General features: G+C 67.0%; 22 protein-coding genes. All 22 read right to left on the minus strand.

Translation table 11 applies throughout. The features are described 5' to 3' along the window. Positions 1-209 precede the first annotated feature (209 nt). The 22 genes from AB4Z00_RS01325 to AB4Z00_RS01430 all read right to left on the minus strand — a co-directional run bounded on the left by AB4Z00_RS01325 (position 210) and on the right by AB4Z00_RS01430 (position 25,533). Positions 210-728: a YbjN domain-containing protein gene (locus tag AB4Z00_RS01325; RefSeq protein ID WP_132261776.1), complete on the minus strand. Its 519-nt coding sequence runs from the start codon at positions 726-728 to the stop codon at positions 210-212. A gap of 223 nt (positions 729-951) precedes the next feature. Then, complete coding sequence (locus AB4Z00_RS01330; protein WP_442044559.1) at positions 952-3,018, minus strand: tetratricopeptide repeat protein; 2,067 nt, start codon at positions 3,016-3,018, stop codon at positions 952-954. A gap of 150 nt (positions 3,019-3,168) precedes the next feature. After that, positions 3,169-4,731: a cell division protein FtsZ gene (ftsZ, locus tag AB4Z00_RS01335; protein WP_442044561.1), complete on the minus strand. Its 1,563-nt coding sequence runs from the start codon at positions 4,729-4,731 to the stop codon at positions 3,169-3,171. A gap of 262 nt (positions 4,732-4,993) precedes the next feature. Continuing rightward, the gene (ftsA, locus tag AB4Z00_RS01340) at positions 4,994-6,274 is read right to left on the minus strand and encodes a cell division protein FtsA (RefSeq protein WP_134095109.1); all 1,281 of its coding nucleotides are present in this window, start codon (positions 6,272-6,274) and stop codon (positions 4,994-4,996) included. Then, complete coding sequence (locus AB4Z00_RS01345) at positions 6,274-7,239, minus strand: cell division protein FtsQ/DivIB (RefSeq protein ID WP_132261769.1); 966 nt, start codon at positions 7,237-7,239, stop codon at positions 6,274-6,276. The genes ftsA and AB4Z00_RS01345 overlap by 1 nt, the downstream gene beginning before the upstream one ends. Continuing rightward, on the minus strand, positions 7,236-8,192 hold the full coding sequence (locus tag AB4Z00_RS01350) for a D-alanine--D-alanine ligase (RefSeq protein WP_442044564.1): 957 nt from the start codon (positions 8,190-8,192) through the stop codon (positions 7,236-7,238). Before AB4Z00_RS01350 ends, AB4Z00_RS01345 begins: the two co-directional genes overlap by 4 nt. Further along, positions 8,189-9,112, minus strand: coding sequence for a UDP-N-acetylmuramate dehydrogenase (gene murB, locus AB4Z00_RS01355; RefSeq protein WP_442044566.1), 924 nt, complete (start codon positions 9,110-9,112; stop codon positions 8,189-8,191). Before murB ends, AB4Z00_RS01350 begins: the two co-directional genes overlap by 4 nt. Beyond that, positions 9,109-10,530: a UDP-N-acetylmuramate--L-alanine ligase gene (gene murC / locus AB4Z00_RS01360; RefSeq protein WP_442044568.1), complete on the minus strand. Its 1,422-nt coding sequence runs from the start codon at positions 10,528-10,530 to the stop codon at positions 9,109-9,111. The genes murB and murC overlap by 4 nt, the downstream gene beginning before the upstream one ends. After that, on the minus strand, positions 10,527-11,738 hold the full coding sequence (gene murG, locus AB4Z00_RS01365; protein WP_442044570.1) for an undecaprenyldiphospho-muramoylpentapeptide beta-N-acetylglucosaminyltransferase: 1,212 nt from the start codon (positions 11,736-11,738) through the stop codon (positions 10,527-10,529). The genes murC and murG overlap by 4 nt, the downstream gene beginning before the upstream one ends. Then, a complete protein-coding gene (locus AB4Z00_RS01370) occupies positions 11,735-12,946 on the minus strand; it encodes an FtsW/RodA/SpoVE family cell cycle protein (RefSeq protein ID WP_134095114.1) in 1,212 nt (403 codons plus the stop codon). Before AB4Z00_RS01370 ends, murG begins: the two co-directional genes overlap by 4 nt. Beyond that, positions 12,946-14,346, minus strand: coding sequence for a UDP-N-acetylmuramoyl-L-alanine--D-glutamate ligase (murD, locus tag AB4Z00_RS01375; protein WP_442044573.1), 1,401 nt, complete (start codon positions 14,344-14,346; stop codon positions 12,946-12,948). The genes AB4Z00_RS01370 and murD overlap by 1 nt, the downstream gene beginning before the upstream one ends. Positions 14,347-14,359: 13 nt before the next feature. After that, positions 14,360-15,430: a phospho-N-acetylmuramoyl-pentapeptide-transferase gene (gene mraY, locus AB4Z00_RS01380; protein ID WP_132261758.1), complete on the minus strand. Its 1,071-nt coding sequence runs from the start codon at positions 15,428-15,430 to the stop codon at positions 14,360-14,362. 16 nt (positions 15,431-15,446) lie between these two features. After that, on the minus strand, positions 15,447-17,024 hold the full coding sequence (locus tag AB4Z00_RS01385; protein WP_132261757.1) for a UDP-N-acetylmuramoyl-tripeptide--D-alanyl-D-alanine ligase: 1,578 nt from the start codon (positions 17,022-17,024) through the stop codon (positions 15,447-15,449). A gap of 4 nt (positions 17,025-17,028) precedes the next feature. Continuing rightward, complete coding sequence (locus AB4Z00_RS01390; protein WP_442044576.1) at positions 17,029-18,528, minus strand: UDP-N-acetylmuramoyl-L-alanyl-D-glutamate--2,6-diaminopimelate ligase; 1,500 nt, start codon at positions 18,526-18,528, stop codon at positions 17,029-17,031. Positions 18,529-18,538: 10 nt separating this feature from the next. Next, on the minus strand, positions 18,539-20,212 hold the full coding sequence (locus tag AB4Z00_RS01395; protein ID WP_431568799.1) for a peptidoglycan D,D-transpeptidase FtsI family protein: 1,674 nt from the start codon (positions 20,210-20,212) through the stop codon (positions 18,539-18,541). A gap of 98 nt (positions 20,213-20,310) precedes the next feature. After that, positions 20,311-20,871: a hypothetical protein gene (locus AB4Z00_RS01400; RefSeq protein WP_134095117.1), complete on the minus strand. Its 561-nt coding sequence runs from the start codon at positions 20,869-20,871 to the stop codon at positions 20,311-20,313. Then, complete coding sequence (rsmH, locus tag AB4Z00_RS01405; protein ID WP_442044578.1) at positions 20,868-21,908, minus strand: 16S rRNA (cytosine(1402)-N(4))-methyltransferase RsmH; 1,041 nt, start codon at positions 21,906-21,908, stop codon at positions 20,868-20,870. Before rsmH ends, AB4Z00_RS01400 begins: the two co-directional genes overlap by 4 nt. Then, positions 21,905-22,402: a division/cell wall cluster transcriptional repressor MraZ gene (locus AB4Z00_RS01410; protein WP_132261749.1), complete on the minus strand. Its 498-nt coding sequence runs from the start codon at positions 22,400-22,402 to the stop codon at positions 21,905-21,907. The genes rsmH and AB4Z00_RS01410 overlap by 4 nt, the downstream gene beginning before the upstream one ends. A 314-nt stretch (positions 22,403-22,716) precedes the next feature. Further along, on the minus strand, positions 22,717-23,538 hold the full coding sequence (locus tag AB4Z00_RS01415; RefSeq protein ID WP_442044580.1) for an ABC transporter: 822 nt from the start codon (positions 23,536-23,538) through the stop codon (positions 22,717-22,719). Between the two features lie 37 nt (positions 23,539-23,575). Next, on the minus strand, positions 23,576-23,911 hold the full coding sequence (locus AB4Z00_RS01420; protein ID WP_132261748.1) for a hypothetical protein: 336 nt from the start codon (positions 23,909-23,911) through the stop codon (positions 23,576-23,578). 40 nt (positions 23,912-23,951) lie between these two features. After that, the gene (locus AB4Z00_RS01425) at positions 23,952-24,962 is read right to left on the minus strand and encodes a cysteine synthase A (protein WP_132261746.1); all 1,011 of its coding nucleotides are present in this window, start codon (positions 24,960-24,962) and stop codon (positions 23,952-23,954) included. Positions 24,963-25,215: 253 nt separating this feature from the next. Further along, positions 25,216-25,533 carry a 2Fe-2S iron-sulfur cluster-binding protein gene (locus tag AB4Z00_RS01430; RefSeq protein WP_132261744.1) on the minus strand — a complete coding sequence of 106 codons (318 nt, stop codon included), beginning with the start codon at positions 25,531-25,533 and terminating at the stop codon, positions 25,216-25,218. Positions 25,534-25,586: the final 53 nt, after the last annotated feature.

Here is a 25,586-nt window from a genome sequence, read left to right on the forward strand (position 1 = left end):
CGGAAAACGCGGCAAACCAAAAACCTACGGCGACAGGGCCGACGCAGCAGGATCGGATCCCGCTCTAAGGGAGCGACGGCACACTGCCAAGGGCCAAAGCCCGACATGACGGGCCATCCACGCCGAACCTGCCTGACCGCGCCGGCATGGCAGTCCCGCTCCCGCATCCCTGCGCCAGCGCTGTCAGCGCCGGCGCCGGCGCCGCGGGGTCAGGCCTCTCCGGCCGCGTCGATCATGGCTGCGGCAAGCGCCTCGGTCGGCGTCTTGTCGCCCCAGAGGATGAACTGGAACACCGGATAGAAGCGGTCGCATTCCTCGATCGCCGCCTCCACCACGGTCTGCGCCTGGCCCGGGCCGAGCAGGCCTTCCTCGCCCAGCATCAGCCCGTGGCGATAGAGCACCACGCCGCTGCTGGACCAGGTGTCGAAATGGCCGACCCAGAGCTGCTCGTTGATGAGAGCCAAGGCCTCGAACATGGCCTGCCGCTTGCTGTCGGCGATGCGAATGTCCGGCAGGCAGAGCAATTGCAGCACACGGTCTTCCGCGCGCCAGATCGCCTGGATCTGATAGGTCGCCCAGGCGCCCTTCACTTCGGCGGAGATCTCATCCTCGCCCGAGTGCTCGAACGCCCAGTCGCGCGCTTCGAACAGCGACGCCAGCATCTCGATCGGGGCGGACTCGTCCTCCCGGCTGATGTCGTCCTGTACCTGCCTCATGATTTCCGACATTTGCCCTCCGCGACGCGACGAGCCATGGATGCTTTGCCTGGGGGGGCAAGCACAATCCGGGGCATGCGATCGCCTGAGCAAAACTGCACAAGCCTGTTCACAGGATGTGGATAAGGCCCGCCGCCCCGCCATTAGGACAGTTCGAAGTCACCCGGATTTGCCGGACGCGGCCCTCAGGCCCGCTTTACGCATAGGGAAACGGGCCGCCTCCGCGACCCGCCCGTCACTTCGCCGAAAGCGCGTCGACGACCTGCCCCGCCGGACTCGTCCAGGGAAGCGCGTCGTTGAAGCCCTGCTTCTTCGCATCGGCGATGAAGCTGCCGGCCGCCTTCTGTGTCTCGAACGGACCCACGAGGATGCGGTTGGTCCGCCCCATGTCGCTGACATAGGGTTCGTGGCCCTTGAACAGCGCGGGCGACTGCTTGAGGTAGCGGCGCCAGTCGAAAGCGATGGCAGCCTTGTCGCGGCCCACGCCGATCTGCACCCAGATCCGGCTGGGATGCGACGGCGGCGCAGGCTTCTTGGCCTTGGCGGCGGCATCGGCCTTGGCCTTCGCGGCAGCCTTGGTCTTGGCAGAGGCCTTGTCGTCTTCCGCCTTGTCATCGGGCTTGGTCTTGGCGTCGGGCTTGGCCTTGGGGTCTGCCTTGGCTTTCGGCTCGGGCACCTTGGGCGCTTCGGGTTCGGGCTTGGGAAGGTCGATCTTGGGCGGCGCCGGACGTGCGGGCTCTATCTGCCGCATGTCGACCGCGCCCGAAGCCGGCATGATCTGCATGGTGGGCTTGCCCAGATCCGCGAAGATCTGCTCCAGCGAGAGCTGCTGGGCGTTCGGTTCGGGCGGCGCTTCCGCCACGGGCGGCTTGGCCGGCGTGCTGCCAAGCGGCGCAACTGGCGCACTCGGCGTGGCGGCGAGCCCGGGCGCGGGTGCCGCGGGTTTGGAGACAACGGGCGACGTGGAGGGCGCCGCGGCAGGCTGACCCGCCGGAACCCGCGCAAGGTCGAAACCGGGGCTTGCGGCGGCCGTAGGCGGCGCAGAGCTACTCCGCGCAGCCAGCGAGGCGGCAGCCCATTCGCGCGTTACCGAAGTCGAGGCAGGCGCGGCCGTTGCCGTTGCGGGCGGCTTGGCGCTGACCGGGGCGGTTTGCTCCGCCTTCGGCTTCACGGGAGGCAGTTCGCCCGTCGGCGTATCGGCGCGCTCGATGGTCGGCATCGGTTCGGGCGGTGCGACCCGTGCCGGCTCTGCCGCCGCAGCGGGCACCGTGCGCGTGGAGGTCGTCCGCCCGCCGCCGATGCGATAGGGATCCGCCGCGGCCACCGATGTGCCGCCGGTCCGCGGGCCGGCCTTTGCCGGTTTCGTGCTGGCCTTGGCCGTGCGGGACGTGCGGGTAGCCGCAGTGCTGCCGCTGCCCAGGGCCTCGCCGCGCGGGACGAGATTCGCGTCCGCGCTGGCAAGCCGCGTCGGCGTGTAGGCCGCGATCCGGGCATCGTCATGCCCGATTTCCGAAGCGCGCGGGAACTTGCCGAGATTGGCCGCCGCCGCCTGCTGCGCGCGGGTGAGACGCGGCATGTAGCGCAAGTAAGGCGCGATATTCTGGGCCAGTTGCGGGGGCAGGATCGTGTTCGACACTTCCACCGCCTGCTTGGCGTCGCCCGCGATCGCCAGCGAGAAGGCGCGCGTACGCCAGCCCGGTTTGTCCTGCTTGCGCAGCAGGGGCATGATCGTCGTTTCCGAGGCCTGGGCATCGCCGGCAATCGCCTGGCTGATCGCCAGTCGCATGCGGACATCCTCGTCATTGGCACCGCCGAGCGCCAGGGCATAATAGCGCTGCGCGGCGGCGTTGTCGCCGACGAGGTCGTAGGCAAGGCCGCGGTCTGCCGCCAGTTGCGTGGGGCTGGCGCCCGCCTTCTCCGCCTCGGCGAACAGCGGCAGCGCGGCAACTGGATCGCCGCTCTGCGCCAGCGAGGCGGCGAGCCCCGCCTTGACCCGCGCATTGCCAGGCGAAATTTCGTCGGCGCGGCGATAGAAGCCGATGGCGGCGTCGAAATCGCCCAGCTTGCGCGCCGCATCGCCCGCGTCGAGCAAGGCGGAGGTGTCCCGCGGATCGCGCGCCAGTCGCGACAGCGCGGCGTTGAGCTTCAACTGGTCGGCGCTCGGCAGCGCTTGCACCACCGGCGCGGCGATGGCTGCGGCCGGGAGGACGGCGAACGAGAGGGACGCAGCGGGAACGACCAGCGCTACATGCACGGCTGCCGAGGCCAGCCACTTGCTCGAAACCCTCTGACGTACCCGCAAGACCCGAAAAACCTCTCAAAACGCGCAAAGGCCCGACTGGAATCGGGCCTTTGCTGGAAACCGATCGGCCGCGTCTATGTCGTCCGATTCATGAACCTTGCGAAAACGGGAGGCGACGGCCGCAAACCGGCCGCCGCCCGCCCATTTTCATTACTGGTTGTTCTGGCGCCCCAGGAAACGGGGGATGCTGATCGAGCCGCCATCATCGTCATCGCCCGCCGGTTCGGCCGGGGCCGCCTTGGGACGCGAAAGGCTGGTCATGCGCTCGAACAAAGTGCTGCCACCGCCGACCGGGCGCGCCGGTGCGGGATCGGCCGGACGCGCGCGGGCGGGTTCAGCGGCTTGCGGCTGCCCGCCGCCCAGCAAGAGTTCGTCCTGCTGGCGCTGGCTGGCGGCCTGCGGAGCCGGCTGATGGGCCGACGGGTGCGGGGGCTGAGCCTGCGCCATCGCGCCGAGATCGAGCGGTTCGGGACGCGCGCTGCGAAGACCGGCGTAAGCGGCCGGGGCTTCCTGTTCGACTTCCTCGCTGGCGCCGAGTTCCAGTTCGAACGGCTGGTCGGCCGACTCGGCAGCCGGCGTCGACAGTTCGAAGGGCTCGGAAGCCGGAGCGACCGGCGCTGCGGCGGCCGGAGCGGGCGTGACGAGCGGCGTCGGTGCGCTGGGCACCGGGCGCGACACCATCGGACGAACCGGGCCGCGCGAGGCGCTGAGGTTCAGTGGACGCGAGGCGATCTCGGCCATTTCCGTGGTCTGCTCGATGCCGGTGGCAACCACCGAAACGCGGATCTTGCCCTGAAGGTCGGGGTTGAAGGCCGAGCCCCAGATGATGTTGGCGTCAGGGTCGACCAGTTCGCGAATGTGGTTCGCGGCCTCGTCGACTTCGAGCAGCTTCATGTCGTCGCCGCCGATGATCGAGATGATCACGCCCTTGGCGCCCTGCATCGACACGCCGTCGAGCAGCGGGTTCGCTATGGCGCGTTCGGCCGCTTCGAGTGCGCGGTTCGGGCCTTCGCCCTCTCCGGTGCCCATCATCGCCTTGCCCATCTCGCCCATGACCGAGCGGACGTCCGCGAAGTCGAGGTTGATGAGGCCCGGCATGATCATCAGGTCGGTGATCGAGCGCACGCCCTGCTGAAGCACTTCGTCGGCAAGCTGGAAGGCTTCCTTGAACGTGGTTTCCGCCTTGGCGACCAGGAACAGGTTCTGGTTCGGGATGACGATCAGGGTATCGACGTGCTTCTGCAGTTCCTCGATGCCCGAGTCCGCCGAACGCATGCGGCGCGTGCCTTCGAACATGAAGGGCTTGGAAACCACGCCCACCGTCAGCACGCCCTTGGCGCGCGCGGCCTGCGCGATGATCGGCGCCGCACCCGTGCCGGTGCCGCCGCCCATGCCGGCGGCGATGAAGACCATGTGGACGCCGTCAAGCAGGCGCTCGATCTCTTCGATCGTCTCTTCCGCTGCGGCGCGGCCCACTTCCGGACGCGCACCGGCGCCAAGGCCCTGCGTGATTTCCGGGCCGAGCTGGATGCGGGTTTCGGCGATCGCGTTGTTGAGCGCCTGCGCGTCGGTATTGGCGACGACGAAGTCCACGCCCTCGATCTGGGCCTGGATCATGTTGGCGATGGCGTTGCCGCCTGCTCCGCCTACGCCGATGACGACAATACGCGGACGAAGCTCTTCGATCGCCGGCGGTCCGATGTTGATGCTCATTTCGATCTCCTGGCAGGCACGTGCGCGAAGAAATTTACCTTGACTAGCCTGATTGCACGGCAGCCTCCGTCAAGGCAAAGCGTGCAGCCTTGTTGTCCACAGCCGAAACCGCGAATTCCAGCCAATCGTGCCGTTCCCGTCGCAGGGAATGCACGACTGACCAAAGGGCTTTGAGTCGGTTTGGAAATTCGCGGACAGGAATTCAGCGGCACCGGCCCTCGCCTCCACTAGATGCCCTGCCGGGCATCTTCCAAACAGTTGCTCAAAAGTACTCTTTCAATGCTCTATAGACGCGGTTGACCACGCCAAGACCGCTGTAACTCACTGTACCTTGGCGGTTCTTGCCGAAAGTGCGAATGTCGATCGGGTCCGCGGCGGCATAGAGAACCAGTCCCGCCAGCGTCGAGAAGCCCGGTTTTACGTGGGCTTCGGCCAGTCCCGAAAGATGCGGCACGCGGCCGATGCGCACCGGCTTGCCCAGCGCCGCCTGCGCATAATCGGCCAATCCCACCAGTTCCGCGCCGCCCCCGGTGAAGACCACCTGCTTGCCGCGCTGCGCGTTGAAGCGCATCAACTTCAGCGCCTTGTTTATTTCTTCCATGAGGATGCCGAGCTGGCCGGTAATCACCCCGATCAGTTCGGCGCGCGGGATCCGGTTCTTGTCATCGGCATGGCGGGCGATCGGGCCGGTGCCTTCCTCGCCCGGCGCGTTGACGGGAATCATCTCGCGGTGATCGTGCGGGCTGGCGATGGCGGAGCCGTTGACGCACTTGAGCCGCTCGGCCTGGAACCGGCGAATGCCGAAGGCCGAGGCGACGGCGTCGGTGATGTCGGCCGAGCCCATCGGGATGGAGATCATGTCGATCAGCAGCCCATGCGAATAGACCGCGACATTGGTGACTTCCGCGCCGAATTCCACCAGCGCCACGCCCAGGTCACGCTCTTCGGGCGAGAGGCAGGCCTGCCCCGCCGCGATGGGCGAGCCGACCACGGCCTCCACTTCGAGATGTGCGCATTGCACCGCTTCGGTCAGGTTGCGGATCGGGGCGCCGTCCGCCAGGACGATGTGGATGTCGACGCCGAGCCGCTCGGCATGGAGACCCTTGGGATTGCCCACGCCGTGCGCACCGTCCAGGCGATATTGCGCCGGCTGGGCATGGAGCACCATGCGCCCGTCGGGCTGGATCACTTCGCGCGCCGAGATCAGGAGCTGATCGATATCCTCCTGCTCGATGCGGCGGCCGCCGATCTCGGCATCGAACTGGTCGATGCGGCTGGCGAGCCCTGCCCCCGAGCAGCCGATCCAGACTTTGGTGACGCTGGTGTCCGCCATCTTCTCCGCCCGGTCGATGGCATCGCGCACGGCATAAGTGGCGGCGGCCATGTCCGTGACGAAGCCGCGCTTGATGCCCTGGCTGGCGCGGTGGCCCGAACCGAGCACGATCATGTCCCCCATCTCGGACATGCCCGCGACAATGGCGGAAATGCGGAAGGACCCGATATTGACCGCGCCGAACACCCGGGTGATGCGTGGGGGTGCCATCACTGTTCCTCCGCTGCGGCGGCACTCTGGCTGCTCGCTTCGACGCTCGTATGGGGGACTGCGCCCGCCTTCATCGCCAGTTCCTGTCCTTCGGCGTCCGGGACCCGCAAGTAGATGCGGTCCTTCGCGCGCATGTCGATAGCCGTGACTTTGCCGCCGATCAGCCGGTTGGTGCCGTCAAGCCGGGCAAAAGTGACGAGCGCCCCGGCGGATTCGGTGTCGCCTTCCGGCAGCGCCAGCACCTGCCCGGTCTGAAACGTCAGGTTCCAGCGGCGGTTGCCGATCCATTCCGCTTCCTGCACTTTCGGCTGGAGCGCCGGAGCCGCTTCGAGAAGATGGCCGAGCTGGGTCACCTGCTGGCCCGCGCCTGGGCCGGAGACGATCAGCTTGCCCTTGGCGTCCTTCCGGTTGATCGCTTCCAGTTCCTGCCCGGTCTCGTCGATGAGCACGAAACGGTCGGCCTTGCGGAGCACCGCATGGGGCTCCCGCTCGACGATGTCGATCACCAGCGTGTCCGGCAGCTGGCGCGAGACGCGCGCGTCCTTGACCCACGACAGGCCCAGCAGTTCGCTGCGCAGCCCGTCGAGATCGACCTGGGTCATTGCCCGGTCGCGCTCGGCCAGGGCCTTTTCGTAGACTTTCAGCTCGTTGAGGTTCTTCACCCCGCGCACTTCGACGCGCTTCACCTCGAAACCGGCATCGGCGGCGACCTGGGCGAACTGCTTGCCCGCCAGCATCGGCACGCCGGCCGCATTGGCCACGACCCAGATGAGCAGGCCCGCGCCGCCGAGGATGGCGACGAGGAAGATCTTGTGAAGCTGCTCCTCGGTGAAGGGCAGCCAGCTCATCACCGTATCGACGGCCGTGCCGCTGGTCGCCTTGGCCTGGCGGACCTTGGCCTTGGTGTTCTGGGCCGCGGCGGCCTTTCGCGCTGTCTTCGGCTTGCGCCGGATCGTCTGGCTCATTTGGCCCCCTTGGCGACCTTTCCGGCGTCGGCAAGCGCTTCGGCAATCACTGCTTCCACGAGATCGGGATATTCCATGCCGCAGGCGCGCGCCTGCTCGGGAACCAGGCTGAGCGGCGTCATGCCGGGCTGGGTATTGACCTCCAGCAGGAACAGACCCTCGATCCCCTGCGTGTCGTCCCAGCGGAAGTCGGCGCGGCTGGCGCCCTTGCAGCCCAGCAACTGATGGGAGCGCAAGGCAAGGTCCTTGCAGGCCGCAGTGATCTCGTCGGGGATCTCGGCCGGGCAGACGTGTTCGGTCATACCGTCGGTATACTTGGCGTCGAAGTCGTAGAAGCCGGACTTGGGCTTGAGTTCGGTGACCAGCAAGGCGCGGTCTCCGATCACGGCGGTGGTCAGTTCCCGGCCGCGAATGAAGGGTTCGGCGAGCAGGCGGTCGAATTCCTGCCACGGGCCCTTGGCGTCCGGCGCAATCGGATTACCGTAATTGCCCTCATCGGTGACGATGGCGACGCCCACCGAGGAACCCTCGTTGACGGGCTTGAGCACATAGGGACGCGGCAGTGGATCGCGCTCATGGATTTCCGCGCTCTCGACGATACGGCCGCCGGGCATGGGAATGCCGTGAGGCACGAGCGCTTGCTTGGTCAGCTCCTTGTCGATGGCGATGACCGACGTGGCGAGGCCCGAATGGGTATAAGTGAGGCCCATCAGGTCCATCATGCCCTGCACCGTGCCGTCCTCGCCCGGCGCGCCGTGGAGCGCGTTGAACACGACGTCCGGCTTGGCCTCCGACAGGCGCAGCGCGACATCGCGGTCCATGTCGATGCGCGTGACCTTGTGGCCCTTGGACTCAAGCGCCTTGGCCACGCCCTCGCCGCTCATCAGCGAGACCGGCCGTTCGTTCGACCAACCGCCCATCAGGACCGCGACGTGGAGTTTTGGGAGGGTCACTGCGTCAACTCACTTCTTGCTTCAGCGGATAGTCCAACCCGCTGGATTTCCCATTCGAGCGTGACGCCCGACGTTTCCTTGACCCGGCGGCGGACTTCCTCGCCCAGGGCCTCGATATCGCTGCTGGTGGCCTCGGCCACGTTGAGCAGGAAGTTGGTGTGCTTCTCGCTCACTTGCGCGCCGCCCAGCGTGAGGCCGCGGCAACCGGCTTCGTCCACGAGCTGCCAGGCCTTGTGGCCCTCGGGGTTCTTGAAGGTCGAGCCGCCGGTCTTGCTGCGCAGTGGCTGGCTGGCTTCGCGGCTGGCGGAAATCCGGTCCATCTCGGCCTGGATCGCCTCGGGTTCGCCCGCGCGGCCCTTGAAGCGTGCGGCGACGACCACGGCGCCTTCGGGCAGCTGCGAATGGCGATAGGTATAGCCGAGATCGGCATTGCCCAGCGTGACCAGCGTGCCGTCGCGCAGCACCACGTCGCAATCGACCAGGATATCCTTGACCTCGCCGCCATAGGCGCCGCCGTTCATGCGCACGAAGCCGCCGACCGTGCCGGGAATCGAGCGCAGGAACTCGACACCGGCAATGCCGTTGTCGCGCGCGGTGGAGGAAACGAGAATGCCGCTGGCGCCGCCGCCGCATTCGAGCGTGACCTCATCCACGCGGCCGACTTTCGCGAAAGCCTTGCCCAGGCGGATCACCACGCCCGGAACGCCGCCGTCGCGCACGATCATGTTGGAGCCGAGGCCCAGCGCCATGACCGGGACCGCCGGGTCGAGATCGCGCAGGAAGCCCTGCAGGTCCGCCAGGTCCTTGGGCTCGAACAGCCACTCGGCCGCGCCGCCCGACTTGAACCAGACGAGCGGCGCCAGCGGCGCATCGGCCTTGAGCTTGCCGGCTACCTGGGGAAGGCTATCCGCCTCGCTCAAGCGGCCCTCCGCTTGACGATCGCGTCGGCAAGACCGGCTGCCCACTTGGTGATGTCGCCCGCGCCAAGGCAGACCACCATGTCGCCCGGCTGGACCGACGTGGCCAGCGCGTCGGCCAAGGCATCCGGCCCGGCAATGACTTGCGCGGAGCGGTGTCCGCGCGCCTTCATGCCCGACACCATGTGCTCGGAATCGACGCCTTCGATGGGCTGCTCGCCCGCGGCATAGACCGGGGCGGCGTAGACCACGTCGGCATCGTTGAAGGCTGCTTCGAAGTCTTCCATGTGATCGCGCAGACGCGTGAAGCGGTGCGGCTGAACCACGGCGATGACGCGGTTGCGCACGCCTTCGCGGGCCGCTGCCAGGACGGCGCGGATCTCGACCGGGTGGTGGCCGTAATCGTCGATCACGGTGACGACACCGCCGTCCACTTCGACTTCACCGACTTTGGTGAAGCGACGCTTCACGCCGCCGAACTTGGAGAAGCCGGTCTGGATGCACTCTTCCGAACAGCCCATCTCCACCGCCACGCCCACCGCGGCGAGCGCGTTCTGGACGTTGTGGCGACCCGGCATCGGCAGTTCGATGCCCTCGATGCGGCGGAACGAGCCGTCGCGCTGGCGCAGGGCCACGTCGAAGCGGTTGCCGCCGGGGATCGGCGTCACGTTCTCGCCGCGAATGTCGGCCTGGGCGGAGAAGCCGTATGTCACCACGCGGCGGTCGCGCACCTTGGGGATGATCGCCTGCACTTCCGGGTGGTCGATGCAGAGCATCGCCGCGCCGTAGAAGGGCACATTCTCGATGAATTCGACGAAGGAGTCCTTCACCTTGTCGAACGAGCCGTAGTGATCGAGATGCTCGGGATCGATGTTGGTGACGACGGCGATGGTGCCGTCGAGACGCAGGAACGAACCGTCGCTCTCGTCGGCTTCCACCACCATCCAGTCCGAAGCGCCGAGGCGCGCGTTCGAGCCGTAGGAATTGATGATGCCGCCGTTGATCACGGTGGGATCGACCCCGCCGGCATCGAGCAGCGCCGCGACCATCGATGTCGTGGTGGTCTTGCCGTGCGTGCCGGCCACGGCCACGGTGTTCTTGAGGCGCATCAGCTCGGCCAGCATCTCGGCGCGGCGGACCACGGGAATGCGGTTTTCGAGCGCGTAGACGACTTCCGGATTGTCACGCTTCACGGCGGTGGAAGTGACGACCACGGCGACGCCCTCGACGTTCTCCGCCGACTGGCCGATCATGACCTTGATGCCCCGGCCGCGCAGGCCTTCGACCACGTAGCCCTCGGCAATGTCGGAGCCCTGCACCGAATAGCCCAGGTTGTGCATCACTTCGGCAATGCCGGACATGCCGATGCCGCCGATACCCACGAAGTGGATCGTGCCGATGTCGGTGCCCACGCCCCTCACTGCGCGGACTCCTTCGCGAGCTTGCTCTTTGCGAGCGCCTCGCCGCCCTTGGCAGGCATGGCTTTCTCCAGGCGGATCACGTCCATGATCGGCGCCGCGCCGAAGCTCTCGACAAGGTCGGCAAGATCGCTGGCGGCATTGGGATAGCCGCAGTTCCACGAAGCGTGGGCGGCATTGGCAAGGGTTTCGGGGTGCTGGGCCATGGCCTGAATCTGTTTCGCGAGCATGGTCGCGGTGAAGCTTTCCTGTCGGATTGCGCGGGCTCCGCCGGCCGCGACGATCTCGCGGGTATTGGCGGCCTGGTGGTCGTCGGTGGCGATCGGCAGCGGGATCAGGATCGCCGGTCGGCCGACCGCGGTAAGCTCCGCGATGGTCGAGGCGCCGGAGCGGCCGATGAAGAGATGGGCGCCGGCAAGCCGCTCGGCCATGTCTTCGAAATAAGTCGCGAGTTCGGCGGGGATGCCGTGGCCGGCATAGCGCGCGCGCACCGCATCGATATCCTCGGGCCGGCACTGCTGGATCACCTGGAGCCGCGAACGCAGCGCCGGGGGCAGCATGGCAAGGCCGTCAGGCACGACTTCGGAAAGCACGCGGGCGCCCTGGCTGCCGCCGGTCACCAGGATCCGCAGCAGGCTGTCCTCACCGAATTCGGGGAACGGCGCGTCGCGCAGGGCCAGGACTTCCTCGCGCACCGGATTGCCGACCAGCGTGACTTTGTCCGCCAGCTTCGGATCGAGCCGGTCCACTTGCGCAAAGGCCGTGGCGATGGCGTTGACCTTGCCGGCGAAGTAGCGATTCACCCGGCCGAGCACCGAATTCTGCTCGTGCAGCACTGTCGGGATCTTCGCCGAACGGGCGGCGAGCATCGTCGGCAGGGCGGGATAGCCGCCAAAGCCGACCACGGCAGTCGGCTCGAAACTCTCGAACAGGCGCAGCGCCATCGCGCGGCCGGACAGGATGCCCTTGAGGCCCTTGAGCCAGTTAAGCGGATTCTTGCCCGCGATGCGCCCTTGCGGCAGGACATGAGCGGGTAGATAGTCGGGCTTGCCGGGAATGGCCGCGCCGCGCTCGTCGGTGATGAGCGCGACGTGATGGCCGCGACGGTCCAGCTCCGCAGCGAGCGCGAAGGCGGGGATAAGGTGGCCGCCCGTTCCGCCCGCGGCGAGGACGTAGTGGCGGCTGACCGAGCCGGATACGGCCGAACTCATGAAGAAAAGTCTCCAACGGCGCGCAGTGAGAACTTCTCGCGCTTGATGAACGGATTGCGGCGCGTGATCGCCAGCAGCAGGCCGACGGTCATGCACATGGCCACTGTGGACGAGCCGCCGTAGCTGATCAGCGGCAGGGTCATGCCCTTCGACGGGAAGAGCTGCAGGTTGACCAGGATGTTGATGAAAGCCTGCCCGCCGAACTGCGAGGCGATGCCCGAGGCGGCGAGCACGGTGAAGAGGTCCTCCTCATCCACGAGGCGCAGCATGACCCGCGTCAGCAGGGCAAGATAGATCATGACGATGACGACGCAGGCGATCAGCCCGAATTCCTCGCCGATGACGGAGAAAATGTAGTCGGTATGCGCTTCGGGCAGCGCCATCTTGCGCGCGCCCATCCAGAAGCCCTGCCCGAACCACCCCCCGTTCAGGAGCGTGCGCTGGGCCAGGTCCACCTGGTCGAAAGCATTGCCGCCGGACAGGAAGGAATCGATGCGGTTGCGGCCGTTGTCGTATGTGAAATACATCAGGACGATACCCGCGACGCCCAGCCCGGCGAACATGCCGATGCGCTTGAGCGGAATGCCCGCCAGCAGGATCATCACGAAGAACGTGCCCGAAAACAGCATCGTCGAGCCGAAGTCCGGCTGCGCCATGAGCAGCGCGCCCAGCAGGCCCATGAGGCAGAAGCAGATCGCCACCACCGGAATATGCGGATCGCGCGCGCGCCAGGACAGGATCCAGGCCAGCAGGATCGGGAAGCCGGAGCCCAGGAACTGCGACGGCTGGATCGAGAAGCCCAGCTTCAGCCAGCGCCGCGCGCCGTTCACTTCGGAGCCGATCACCGGCACCAGCACCAGCCCGACCAGCATGACGGCGGCAATCAGGATGCCCACGCGGCGCGCGCTGTCCTTCGACAGGCTGGACGCCCAGAACATCGCGCAAAGGCCCACGAACTGCCAGCGCAAGTGCAGCCAGAAGAAGTGGAGCTGCGAGAGCTTTTCATGCGCGGTAGACAGGCGCCGCGCACTCGCGGGCGAACCGGCCGCCACCGCCACGGCGCCGATGCCCATGAGGATCAGCACGATGGCCAGGACGGTGCGGTCGATCTCCTGCCACCAGATCGCCAGCTGGCCCCGGCGGTTGCGGTTGTAGCGGACGTTGGCGGGCTGAACGCCCGAAGCGGAACCGGGAGCGGCAGTGGCCATCAGTGCTTCACCCCATCTTCGCCTTCACCCTCGGGCGTATCGGCGGATGCGCCCTGCTCCTGCTCGCCATGAAGTTCGAGCAGAGCCTCGACGATCTGGCGGAAGGCCAGCCCGCGCGCTTCGTAGTCGCGGAACTGGTCGAAGCTGGCACAGGCGGGCGAAAGCATGATGACGTCGCCGGGCCTGGCGCGGGTCATCGCATCGCGGATGGCTTCGGCCATCATCTCGCTGCGGTGCACTTCGGTGTAAGGGGCGAGGATTTCGGCGAAGCGCGGCCCGGCATCGCCGATGGTATAGGCAGCCGCGACATTGCCGAAGAACGGCGCGCATTCGTCAAGGTCGTCGCCCTTGGGAAGACCGCCGAGAATCCAGTGGAGGCGCGGCTCGGGATCGGGCGGAAACGCGGCCAGCGCCGGTGCGGTCGAGGCCGGGTTGGTCGCCTTGCTGTCGTTGATGTAGAGCACGCCGCCGGCCTCGGCCACGCGCTCCATGCGGTGCGGCAACCCGCTGAAGGTGCGCAGCGCGGGCTGCCACTGCTCCGCGGGAATGCCCAGGGCCTCGACGATGGCGACGGCCACGGCGGCGTTCTGCAGATTGTGCGGGCCTTGCAGCGAGGGCCAGTCCTTCTGGAGCGGCGCAAGGTCCTGCCCGCCGACGCGGCGGACGGCGCCGGGCGCGCGGCGCAGTTCCTCGGTCTCGGCAATGTCGGAGGTCTCGCGGTCGCCGGTGCCGAAGATGGCGGGGCGCCCGGCGTCCTGCATCGCGAAGAGGCGCGCCTTGGACAGGGCATAAGCCTCGAACCCGTCATAGCGGTCGAGATGGTCCGGCGTGATGTTGAGCAGCGCGGCCACGTCGCAGTCCAGGCTGCGGGTGAGATCGATCTGGTAGCTGGACAGCTCCAGCACGTAGACGCCGCCCTCCGGCAGCGGATCTTCGCCCAGCACCGGCACACCGATATTGCCGCCGACGCGGGTGGGCACGCCGGCGCTTTCCAGCAGGTGGCAGACCAGCGAAGTCGTGGTCGACTTGCCGTTGGTGCCGGTTATGCCGACGACGCGGTGCGCGGGAAGGCTGCCGCGGGCCAGCGCGAAAAGTTCGATGTCGCCGATCACCGGCACGCCGTGGCGGCGCGCGGCTTCGGCGATCGGGTGCTTGTTGAGCGGTACGCCCGGCGAGACGACCACGCCGTCATAGCCCGTCAGGTCGGCGGTAACGGGGTCCGCGACTTCGATGCTTTCCTCGTGACGGCGCGCGCAGAGGGCGTGGCGCGGCTCTTCGCGCGAATCCCAGGCCAAGACGTGGGCGCCGCTGGCCAGCAGCGTCTCCACCGCCGTGAGTCCGGAGCGCGCGAGTCCGAGCACCGCGTAGCGTTTTCCGGCAAAGGCGGGGGAGACGATCAAGACCCGGCGCCCCTTATCGCAGCTTGAGCGTGGAGAGGCCGAGGACGGCAAGGACGATCGAAATGATCCAGAAGCGGATCACGACGGTCGATTCCTTCCAGCCCTTCTGCTCGAAGTGGTGATGGATCGGCGCCATGCGGAACACGCGGCGACCGGTGCGCTTGAACCAGAACACCTGGATGATGACCGAAGCCGCTTCCAGCACGAACAGCCCGCCGACGATGGCCAGCACGATCTCGTGGTGCGCGGCCACGGCAATGGCGCCGAGCGCGCCGCCGAGGGCAAGGCTGCCGGTATCGCCCATGAAGACGGCCGCGGGCGGAGCATTGAACCAGAGGAAGGCAAGGCAGGCGCCGATGATCCCGGCGCAGAACACGGCGAGTTCACCCGCACGCGGAACGTGCGGAATGCCGAGGTAATTGGCGTAGTCGACGCGGCCCGCCAGGTAGCAGATGATCGCGAAAGTACCCGCTGCGATGATGACCGGCATCGTCGCCAGTCCGTCCAGGCCGTCGGTCAGGTTCACGGCATTGCCCGCGCCCACGATCACCACGGCCGCGAAGACGTAGTAGAATGGCCCGAGCGGAATGTAGCGGCCCGACAGGAAAGGCACGTAGAGGTTGGTGTTGAGCTGGCTGACGATGATGTACGAGGCGATACCCGCCACCACGAACTCCAGCCCCAGGCGCAACTTGCTCGACAGGCCGGCGGTGCTGCGCTTGGCGACCTTGTCATAGTCGTCCAGGAATCCGATGATCCCGAAACCCACGGTCACGGCCACGCAGGCCCAGACGAAGGGGTTGGTCACGTCCATGAACAGGATCATCGAACTGACCAGCGCGGTGAGGATCATCAGCCCACCCATCGTGGGGGTGCCGCGCTTGGCGAGGTGGCTCTGCGGGCCGTCCTCACGGATCGGCTGGCCCTTGCCCTGGCGCACGCGCAGCATGTTGATGAAGCGCGGACCGATCAGCAGGCCAAGGCCCAGCGCCGTCATCAGCGCCGCGCCGGAACGGAACGTCTGGTAGCGGAAGAGGTTGGACAGTCCCTCGTAATGGAACCAATCTGCGATGAGATACAGCATCTTGCGGGGTTGCCCCCTACCCTTCCTGTTTGTCGAGCGCGTTCACGAGGGAAGACAGGCCCACCGAATTCGAGCCTTTGACCAGGATGACGTCATCCCGTTCGAGACCGAATTCGCGCAGTGCATCCACGGCTTCCCGCACGCTCAGGCAATGCGCGAAGGGCACCGTCTTGCCAAGCGGAAGACTAGCGGATTTCCCCAGTTCCCCTGAATGTTCGGCGGCTTCAAGAGCTTGGGCGAGCGGGGCCATCTCCTCGCCCACCAGCACGGCGTAATCGACTCCCGCCTCCCGGATCGGACCGGCCAGCGCGGCGTGGTAATCGGGGCCGTGGCTGCCCAGTTCCTTCATCGCACCCAGCACGGCGATGCGGCGATGCGCGGGGGTGCGCCCGAGCTGGTCGAGCGTCGCCCGCATCGAGGCCGGATTGGCGTTGTAGCTCTCGTCGATCAGCAGCGCCTTGCCGCCATTGCGGGGCGACGCGGGGCGGCGACCGGCTGCATCGGCATCGACGTCGGGCTCCCCACCCGGAACGTCGATTTCCAGTCGCGCGCCCCGGCCCGGCAGCCCGCCCATTTCGGCGAGCGCCACGCCTGCAGCGCCAAGGTCACCTTTCACCCCGCGCACTGCGGCCATGACCGCGAGTGAATTGATCACGTGATGTTCGCCGGGCGACGCGACGGTATAGCAGACGCGCCGGTCGCCCATGTCGATGGTCACCAGCGAGCCGCCGCCGATCGCCGGCACCGCGTCCAGCAGACGGACGTCGGCGTCGCGGGCCTTGCCGAAGGAAACGACTTGCGCGCCGACGGCGACCGCGGCTTCCTTCAGCCGGTTGAAATAGGGGCTGTCGGCCGGAATCACGGCGATCCCGCCCTCTTCCAGCCCTTCGAATATCTCCGCCTTGGCATCGGCAATGGCCTCCATCGAGCCCAGCATCTCGATATGGGCCGGCGCGATGGTGGTGATGACGGCGACGCCCGGACGGACTTGCCGGGTCAGCCCGGCGATCTCGCCCGCGTGGTTCATGCCCATTTCGAAGATGCCGAAACGGGCGCGCGCCGGCATGCGCGCCAGGCTGAGCGGGACGCCGACGTGGTTGTTGTAGCTCTTGACCGAGCGATGGGCATCGCCCCGGCTGGCGCGGTCGAGCGCGGCCCAGATCGCTTCCTTGACGCCGGTCTTGCCGACCGACCCGGTCACGCCGATAATCGGGCCGCGGGCGCGCAGGCGGCCGGCGTTTCCAAGCAGTTCCAGCGCCTCGGTGGTGTTCTCCACCAGGATGTGCGGCCCATCGACCGGCCGGTCGACCACGGCCGCCGCCGCACCCTTGGCGAAAGCCCCCTCGACGAAGCGGTGGCCGTCCATGGCCTCGCCCTTGAGCGCGAAGAACAAGTCTCCGGGCTGAACGTCGCGGCTGTCGATCTCTACGCCGGAGACGGTGAACTCGCTGCTGGCCGCACCCTTGAGCACCCGCGCAAGCGTGGCGGAATCCCACAGGCCTTGCGTCGACGGGGCCAGCGGGTTTTCCTCCGCGGCGTCGCTTCCCCCGATCGAATCACTGGGCCAATCGAGGATCCGGGCTACAGCATTCATCGCACTACCTTCCCTGCGGACCAGACATTTCCCTGGCCACGGTTACGTCGTCGAATGGCAGGACGCGCACGGAGTCGCCGCTGCCGATGATCTGCCCCTGTTCATGCCCCTTGCCCGCGATGAGGACGATGTCCCCCCGTCCAGCCTCGGCGATGGCCGCGCCGATCGCCTCGCGCCGGTCACCGATTTCCCGCGCATCCTTGCCCATTCCGGCCAGGACCATCGCGCGGATCGCCGCCGGATCCTCGCCGCGCGGATTGTCGTCAGTGACGATCGCCACGTCCGCGCCTTCGCTGGCCACGCGGCCCATGTCCGGCCGCTTCCCCTGGTCGCGGTCGCCGCCGGCGCCGAAGACGACGATCAGGCGCCCTTCCACATGGGGACGGAGCGCCGCGATGGCCGCTTCCAGCGCGTCTGGCGTATGCGCATAGTCGACATAGACCGGCGCGCCTACCGAGGAAATCGCGGCGCGCTCAAGCCGCCCGCGCACGGTGACGAGGCGCTTCAGGGCATCGAAAGTCGTATGGGCAGCGCCGCCGCTGGCCAGCACCAGCCCTGCCGCCACCAGCGAATTGGCGGCCTGGTAGGCACCGATGAGCGGAAGCTCGAGCACGTAGGCTTTGCCCTCATGCTCGAGCTCCAGCTTCTGGCCGAGTCCGCCCGGCTTGCGACCCGAGAGGCGGATGCTGGTGCCCTTGGCACCCACGGTGAACGTCTTGAGCCCGCGCCTTTCGGCATGGGCAATGGCTTTGTCCGACCAGGCATCGTCGGCCCAGATCACGGCGGTGCCGCCATCGACGACCACTTCGTCGAACAGGCGCATCTTCGCCGCGAAATAATCGTCCATGTCGGCATGATAATCGAGATGGTCGCGCGAGAGATTGGTGAAGGCGCCCACCGAAACGCGCGGTCCCTCGATGCGGTACTGCGAAAGGCCGTGGCTGGACGCCTCGTAGGCGACATGAGTGACGCCCTCCCGCGCGAGGCCGGTCAGGTTGGCGAGGAACGTGACGATGTCGGGCGTGGTCAGCCCGGTCGAGACGGTTTCGTCGCTCGTGGTGACGCCCAGCGTGCCGATCGAGGCCGCGCGTTGGCCCGCCATGCGCCAGATCTGGCGCGTCAGCTCGACCGTCGAGGTCTTGCCGTTCGTGCCGGTGACGGCCACCAAGGTCTCGGGAACCGGCTGGAAGAACGGCGCGGCGAGGCGCGCGAACAGGCGGCGCGGCTCGGGATCGGCGAAATGGACGGCGCCTTCTACTTTGGCATCGGGATGCGCCACCACGGCAATGGCGCCGGCCTTGACGGCGGCGGCGATGTAGTCCTCGCCATTGAACTTCGTACCGCGAAAAGCGCCGAAAACCGTGCCGGGCGCGACTTTGCGGTGGTCGATGGCAAAGCCGGTGACATTGCCCGTCTCGTCTGCACTGCCCGCAAGATTGCTGGCCGAAAGAGAACCCTCGGCAAGAGGGATGCCGGCAGCGGCGCAGAGGGCAGTCAATTTCATTCTTCGAGGCTCACTCTTCAGCGGTTCCGGCGGGGATCAGGGGCTTGAGGTCGGAAATGTCGATGTCGCGCGTTTCGTCGGGCATGACGCCCAGCAGCGGCCCGATGCGCGGGACGACGCGCTGGATCACCGGCGCCGAGTTCCAGGCCGCGGTGCGCTGGAACGAGGTGGCTTCCGTGCCCTGCGGCTCGTCCATCATGGCGATGACGACATAGCGCGGGCGGTCCATCGGGAAAGCCGCGGCGAACGTCGCCACCAGCGAGTGCTTGCGATAGCCGCCGACGCCGGGCTTTTCGGCAGAGCCGGTCTTGCCGCCCACGCGGAAGCCCGGCGCGTCGGCCTTGCGGCCCGTGCCGTAGGACACGATCATGCGCAGGAGCTGGCGCATGCGGGCGCTCGTGGCGGCGGTGAACACGCGGCGTCCTGCCGGAACCTGCGAAGGCTCCAGCTTTTTCAGGGTGGTCGGGCGCCAGATGCCGCCGTTGACGAGCGCGGCATAGGCGTTGGCCAGATGCAGCGGAGTGACCGCGATACCGTGGCCATAGGCGACCGTCATGGTGCGCAGGCGCGGCCATTCGCCCCGCGGCCAGAGCGGGAAGCCGCGCGCCGGCAGTTCGACATAAGGCCGCTGGTTCATCGACAGCGATTCCATCGTCTTCTTGAGCCGCTCGCCGCCAAGTTCGTCCGCGATATGCGCGGTGACCGTGTTCGACGAATGGATCAGCGTTTCCAGCACGTTGAGCGAGCTGCCGTAGTTGTGCAGATCGTGGATCGTGAACTTGCCGACGTGGAGCGGCGTCGCCGGCCAGCGGCGGCGCAAGTCGGTGATCGTGCCGGCATCGAGCGCGGCCGCGACGGTGATCGGCTTGAAGGTGGAGCCGAGTTCATAGACCTGGTTGGTCACGCGGTTGAAGCCGCGCGGCACGTCTCCGGCCTTGGCCTGCTCCTCGGTGATGACGAGGTCGCTGGGCTGGACGTGGTTGGGATCGAACGAGGGCAAGGAGGCCAGCGCCAGGATTTCCCCGGTGTCGACATCGAGGATCACGCCTGCCGCACCCTTGGCCTTGCTCAGCGCCATGCCCTTGCCGAGTTCGTCTTCCAGCGCGCTCTGCACGCGGAAGTCGATCGAGAGCACGGCGGGGGTCTCGCGACCTTCGGGGCTGGTAAGCTGCTTGTCGAACGCCTCTTCCATGCCGACCTGGCCCTTGCCGAACGTATCGACATAGCCCAGCACCGAGGCCGCCATGGACCCTTGCGGATAGAAGCGCGTGGCTTCCTGCGGATATTCGAGCGCCGGCTCACCCAGGGCGTGGACCTTGTTGGCGTCCTCCGGGAGGATCGACTTGCGCAAGTAGCCCGGCTTGTCGGACGAGAGCTTGGCGATCAGTTCGGCGCGGTCGAGATCGGGGAAGATGCGGATCAGCCCATCGGCGATCTCGGCCGGGGTGTGGACCAGCGAGGATCCCTCGGTCATCGCCTTGGGGTTGAACCAGAGCGAATAAGTACGGAATTCGCGCGCGAGGGGCACGCCGTTGCGGTCCACGATCTCGCCGCGCTGCGGGATCAGCAAGTCGGAAAGGTCGCCTCCGCGCACGGACGGACCGGTCACGCCCAGGTAGACGATGCGGAAGAAGGCCAGAAGCCCGATGAGCGTGAACACCCCCAGAATCCAGAGCGTGCGCATCTTCGCCGTCAGCAGCGACTGCTGCCGGACGTTGAACAGCTTGCGCCGGCCGGTGGAAACCGTGGTGGGGATCGCTCCGATCGGGAAGGCCGGAGCGTTCACTGCTGGGCGGCCTCCGCCACTTCGATGCGCGCCAGGCGGCTGCCCAGCGCGGCGGCGTCACGCGCCATCTGGTCACGCTCGGGATCGCGGTTCTTGCCGCCCGCGCCCTTGGCTTCGCCCTGGGCGATGGCAGCGGCCGTGGCGCCGGAGACGGGTGACACCATGGCCAGCAGTCCGCCGTTGCCGCCCTCCGTTTGGGTGCCCTCGCCGGTCTTGTCGGCATTGGCATAGCGGATCGGCGCCGGCGCACCCGGCCCCACCGGCATGCCCAGCGCGGCAAGCTGGCGCTCGCCTTCGATGTACTGGCCCGCGGTCGGCGCCTTGTAGCCGAACTCGACGTCGTTCAGTTCCTTGAGCGCCTGCTGGTTCGAACGGGTCTGGAATTCCGTTTCCAGGAAGTTGATGTCCTGCTGCACCCACACGATCCGCTTCTCGGTATCGTGAACCTGGCTCTTCACCGCGTTGACGCGCAGCGTCAGGCCGATCGTCAGCGCCCCGCAGACCAGCAGCACGGAAATCCATCCGATCGAATGGACGCGATCGCGAGTGAGGTTCATGCGGCGCTCCTGGGGTCTTCGCGGCCGTTCCGGGCCGATTTCGTGGGGCCAGTCGTTCTGGGTGAGGCTTCCGTGCGCACCGCGGCGCGCAGGGTTGCGGATCGGGAACGGGGATTGGCGGCAAGTTCCGCTTCCCCGGGCCGCACCGCCTTCGCCACATGTTCGAACGTCGCCTGCGATCCCGAAGCGACTTGCGGCAGGTGCCGCGAAGTGCTCTGGGCCTGGCCGGCGGCATCGCGCAGGAAGCGCTTGACCTTGCGGTCCTCAAGGCTGTGGAAGGTCACGATCGCCAGCCGCCCCCCGGCGCGCAGCAGCGTTTCGGCCCCTTCCATCCCGGCATCGAGTTCGTCCAGCTCTCCGTTCACATGGATACGGATCGCCTGGAAGCTGCGCGTCGCCGGATCCTTCGGCGCCGATGCTCCCTTGTAATTGGGGTTGTAGCCCACGGCCTTGCGCACCACGCTGGCGAGTTCGCCCGTGGTCGCGATGGGCCGCGCGGCCACGATCGCGCGCGCCACCCGGCGCGACTGGCGTTCCTCGCCATAGAGATAGAGCACGTCGGCGATCTCCGCCTCGTCCGCCTCGTTCACGAAGTCGGCGGCGGAAAGCCCGGACTGGCTCATGCGCATGTCGAGCGGGCCATCGGCGCCGAACGCGAAGCCCCGCGCCGCCTGGTCGAGCTGCATCGAGGACACGCCGATATCCATGACGACGCCGTCCACGCTGTCGACTCCCGCTTCTGCAAGGCCCTCGACCATTTCGGAGAAGCGCCGGGCGTGCAACACGAGGCGGGGCGGAACGGCGTCCAGCTCCGGCCATTTTTCGCGGTTATCCACGATTGCAGCGATGGCATCGGGATCCCGGTCGAAGGCATGAACCGTCGCGCCCGCATCGAGCAGGCGGCGGGTATAGCCTCCCGCGCCCAGGGTACCGTCGACGATGACGTCGCCGCCCCGGGGGTTCAGGGCGGCGACGACCTCCTCAAGGAGCACCGGAACGTGGGGAACGCCCTCGGGTATGGTGCGAGAGGCGCTCATTTCTTCGAAGCTTTCTGAAGTTCCTTGGCCGCAAGGCTGCCACAGGCGGTCTGTGCCGCCTTCCAGCTATCGTCCATCGTGTTGAGGTTTTCCGGGCTCCACACCGTGAAGAAGCGGCCATTGCCGCGGAAGTAGAGCTGGTCGGAGACATTGGCGAGCGCGCCGAGATCGTCGGGCAGGACGAAACGGCCGCTGCCGTCGAACGGCACTTCGTAGGAGGCGTAAATGTCGCTGGCGCGCTTTTCCGCGTCGAAGTCCTTGCCCGCGCGGACGGCCATTTCCTGCTGCTCGCGGATTTCCTGCTCGAAATCCTGGATGCGCGAGAGGCCGAAGCCGACGAGGCAGGGCCAGCGGTCATGGGTGGTCAGGCAGAGCAGGTCCTTGCCGCTCGATTCGCGCACAGTGCCGCGAAATGCATTGGGCAGCACGAAACGGTTCTTGTCGCGTAGCAGCGAGAAGCCCTGTCCGTTGTAGATGTATGGCTGCCCAGCCATGGTCCCTGTTCGCCCCTAAGGTTGCCTCTCGGGCATGACAGCAACCCCTCCCGCCACGCGCTCACGCGGCAGGGTTCCGGTACTGCAAGCAGCACACGGCGAGTCTCAGCCATTCCGATTGACAATGCTTTTATAACGGGAATTTTGGGGATTAAAGGGAAATGTGGGGATCAGAGGGAATTAATCGGCGGATTTCTTCGGATTTTAGGCACGGGTCATCCCAGGTCCCGTTCCGTTAGAACCTGCGAAACCATGGATAGCGCTGATTTTACGCGGATTTTCCCTTATATCCGCATCGATCCCGGGCCTGCCCATCAATCCCCACTTTTTGCCTGTTCGATGAGCCTGGCAAACGTTTTACGCCGCAAGTCCAGCGAGGGCACATCTTCGGGGTCCTCCAGCAAGGCTGCGTCGGAAATGGCCATAATCCCGCCCTTCCCCAGCCTGCATCGCGCCAGAACCCCATCCGCTTCGAAAAGGCAGGAGGCAGTCTCGTCCCCGCTTTTCCCGCCGGTCCCGGATTTTCCCGCCGACACGGCGCCGTCCCCATCGCTCCCCGCTTTCCCCGAAATTCCCGAGGACGATGGTCCTTCCCCGGAATTCCCCGATGCGCGAAACCGGCCCGCAAGGTTGACCGGAAGCGGCCCGGCGGAAGTCCGGACCAGGCGTTCCCCGGCCCGCTGGCCCGCGTCGAACTCCAGCGCCAATCCCCAGTGCGCCAGGATGGGAGATAGCAGCACCATGTCCTGCGGCCGCCGAGGATCGCCCAGCGCGTGGCGCGACGGCATGGTCAGCATGGGGTCCGCGAACAGCAGCAGATGCCCGCCCTCCCGCACCCAGCGGTCCAGCGCCACGTTTTCCTGCGGCGAAAGCGGGCGGGGCTGCGCCAGCACCAGCAGCGCGCCCGAGGGGAGCGGCAATCGCCCGTTCGGCCCGGCCAGCGTGTCGAGCGGGGTCAGGCGCCCTGCCTCATCCAGCGGCGCAAGCGCCCAGTGCCGGGCGCGCTCAGGCGCCAGCAGTTCGCGCACATCGCCGCTTTCGCCCCAGACGATGGGCAGGCTGGTATAAAGGCCAATGGCGCGATCGCGGCGCGGCGCCGCCGATTCGCCGCAACTCGTGAGTGTGGCCGCGAGCATGGCCGCGCCCGCCAGAAGCGTCAGCGCTGGGCGCAGCTTACTGGCCGTCTACCGGAGCGCCGGTTACTTCGGGATCCGTCATCGGCGCGGGCGGAGCCGAGGGGCTGGGATCGGCGGCGGGAACCACGCCGATGTCCGCGAGCGGATCGCTGGACGCCTTCTTCGGCTTGGCATCGACCGCAACGACCTGCTGGATCGGATCGGAAGTATCGATCAGCCGGGTGCGATCGTTGATGATGTTCGCCAGACCCACGATGAGCAGCATCGCGCAAAGGCCGAAAAGTCCGACCTGGAGGCGGTGAACGGCCTGCGAACGCAGCTCGCGCGCAGTGGGCGGCACGAAGTGCTGCGGTGCGGTGATCGGTTCAACCATTGTAGGCGGAATGTGTCCTGCCATCGACAGACCGTTTACCTCAGGATCGCAGCCATGGGAAGACGGGCAGGTTCTTCGATTCCAGCCATTCCGGATTGAACAGCGAGGAGAGGTAGCGGAATCCGGTGTCGCACAGGATCGTGGCGACGCGCGCGTCGGCCTTGCCTTCGGCCACCAACTTGCGCCCCAGCGCCACGGCGCCCGCCACATTGATGCCCGAGGACAGGCCGAGGCAGAGCCCCTCTTCCGAAAGCAGGCGGCGGACCCATTCGAGGCCCTCTTCGTCCGAGATGCGGAACTGGGTATCGATCGGCGCGCCTTCGAGGTTGGCGGTGATCCGCCCCTGCCCGATGCCTTCGGCGACCGACGAGCCTTCGGCCTTCAGCTCGCCATGGGCATAGTAGTTGTAGAGCGCCGCGCCGTGCGGATCGGTGAGCGCAATGGTGATGTTCTCGTCGAAGGCCTTGAGGCCGAGGCCGGTGCCCGCGATCGTGCCGCCGGTGCCCGCAGCGCAAGTGAAGCCGTCGATCCGGCCGTCCAGCTGCTGCCAGATTTCCGGCGCGGTGCTTTCTATATGAGCCTTGCGGTTGGCGATGTTGTCGAACTGGTTGGCCCAGATCGCGCCCGGCGTCTCTTCGGCGAGGCGGCGCGAGGTGTGGACGAAGTGGCCGGGATTCGAGAACGGCGCGGCCGGCACCAGGACCAGCTCGGCGCCCAGCGCGCGCAGCGTGTCCATCTTCTCGCGCGACTGCGTTTCCGGCATGACGATGATCGTCTTGTAGCCCAGCGCATTGGCCACCAGCGCGATGCCGATGCCGGTGTTGCCCGCCGTGCCTTCCACGATCGTGCCGCCGGGCTGGAGCAGGCCCTTCGCCTCGGCATCGCGCACGATCCACAAGGCCGCGCGATCCTTCACCGAGGCGCCGGGGTTGGCGAATTCGCACTTGCCCCAGATCTCGCATCCGGCCGCTTCGCTCGGTCCCTTGAGCAGGACGAGCGGGGTGTTGCCGATGAGGTCGAGAGTGGAGCGCTGGGGGATCGGTGCAGTCATGGCGGCACAGGTAGGAAGTCAGACCGAAAGGCGCAAATGATTTGCGGAGTTTTTTGAGCAGGGCATTCGCCTTGCTCTCCTTCTCGTGCCCGTCTCGTAGTCCGGCATGCGCCCCGGCCTGCGGCGCCCGCCCGCTTTCCGCCTCGCCTCCCTCAAGAATTCATCCCGGAGGGGAGGTCCGCTGGGACGCAGGCCGGTGCCCGCGCAAAACGGCCCGGAGGCCGTCTTGCCGGAGCATCAGGTCATCGCAGAATCAGTCTTCCTGGGCGATCGTGACCTTGCAGCCTTCGAGCACCGAAGTGATCGGCACCTGGCAGGACAGGCGCGAGTATTCGTTGCGATGGTCCGAGCTGTCGAGCAGGTCGTTCTCGTCTTCGCTCATGGCCGGCAGCTTGTCGGCGAAGGCGGGATCGATGTGGACGTGGCAGGTCGCGCAGGAGCAGCAGCCGCCGCAGAGGGCCAGAAGCTCGTCGAAACCGCTGTCGCGGATCGTTTCCATGAGGGTGCGGCCTTCAAGGGCCTCAACGGTGGATTCTTCGCCCGATTGATTGATGACGATGATCTGCGGCATTCTCGTCGATCCTCTTTGATACTGCATGTATCATAACATGCTGGTTTCGGCCT

The sequence above is a fragment of the Novosphingobium sp. YAF33 genome, assembly GCF_052113265.1.
In the GTDB taxonomy this organism is placed as follows: Bacteria; Pseudomonadota; Alphaproteobacteria; order Sphingomonadales; family Sphingomonadaceae; genus Novosphingobium.

Excerpts from the sequence above, each read along its gene's own strand:
- AB4Z00_RS01325 (WP_132261776.1), bottom strand. The coding sequence starts at position 728 with ATGTCGGAAATCATGAGGCAGGTACAGGACGACATCAGCCGGGAGGAC.
- ftsZ (WP_442044561.1), bottom strand. The coding sequence starts at position 4,731 with ATGAGCATCAACATCGGACCGCCGGCGATCGAAGAGCTTCGTCCGCGT.
- ftsA (WP_134095109.1), bottom strand. The coding sequence starts at position 6,274 with ATGGCACCCCCACGCATCACCCGGGTGTTCGGCGCGGTCAATATCGGG.
- AB4Z00_RS01345 (WP_132261769.1), bottom strand. The coding sequence starts at position 7,239 with ATGAGCCAGACGATCCGGCGCAAGCCGAAGACAGCGCGAAAGGCCGCC.
- murG (WP_442044570.1), bottom strand. The coding sequence starts at position 11,738 with ATGAGTTCGGCCGTATCCGGCTCGGTCAGCCGCCACTACGTCCTCGCC.
- AB4Z00_RS01370 (WP_134095114.1), bottom strand. The coding sequence starts at position 12,946 with ATGGCCACTGCCGCTCCCGGTTCCGCTTCGGGCGTTCAGCCCGCCAAC.
- mraY (WP_132261758.1), bottom strand. The coding sequence starts at position 15,430 with ATGCTGTATCTCATCGCAGATTGGTTCCATTACGAGGGACTGTCCAAC.
- AB4Z00_RS01385 (WP_132261757.1), bottom strand. The coding sequence starts at position 17,024 with ATGAATGCTGTAGCCCGGATCCTCGATTGGCCCAGTGATTCGATCGGG.
- AB4Z00_RS01390 (WP_442044576.1), bottom strand. The coding sequence starts at position 18,528 with ATGAAATTGACTGCCCTCTGCGCCGCTGCCGGCATCCCTCTTGCCGAG.
- AB4Z00_RS01395 (WP_431568799.1), bottom strand. The coding sequence starts at position 20,212 with ATGCGCACGCTCTGGATTCTGGGGGTGTTCACGCTCATCGGGCTTCTG.
- AB4Z00_RS01400 (WP_134095117.1), bottom strand. The coding sequence starts at position 20,871 with ATGAACCTCACTCGCGATCGCGTCCATTCGATCGGATGGATTTCCGTG.
- rsmH (WP_442044578.1), bottom strand. The coding sequence starts at position 21,908 with ATGAGCGCCTCTCGCACCATACCCGAGGGCGTTCCCCACGTTCCGGTG.
- AB4Z00_RS01410 (WP_132261749.1), bottom strand. The coding sequence starts at position 22,402 with ATGGCTGGGCAGCCATACATCTACAACGGACAGGGCTTCTCGCTGCTA.
- AB4Z00_RS01415 (WP_442044580.1), bottom strand. The coding sequence starts at position 23,538 with ATGCTCGCGGCCACACTCACGAGTTGCGGCGAATCGGCGGCGCCGCGC.
- AB4Z00_RS01420 (WP_132261748.1), bottom strand. The coding sequence starts at position 23,911 with ATGGTTGAACCGATCACCGCACCGCAGCACTTCGTGCCGCCCACTGCG.
- AB4Z00_RS01425 (WP_132261746.1), bottom strand. The coding sequence starts at position 24,962 with ATGACTGCACCGATCCCCCAGCGCTCCACTCTCGACCTCATCGGCAAC.
- AB4Z00_RS01430 (WP_132261744.1), bottom strand. The coding sequence starts at position 25,533 with ATGCCGCAGATCATCGTCATCAATCAATCGGGCGAAGAATCCACCGTT.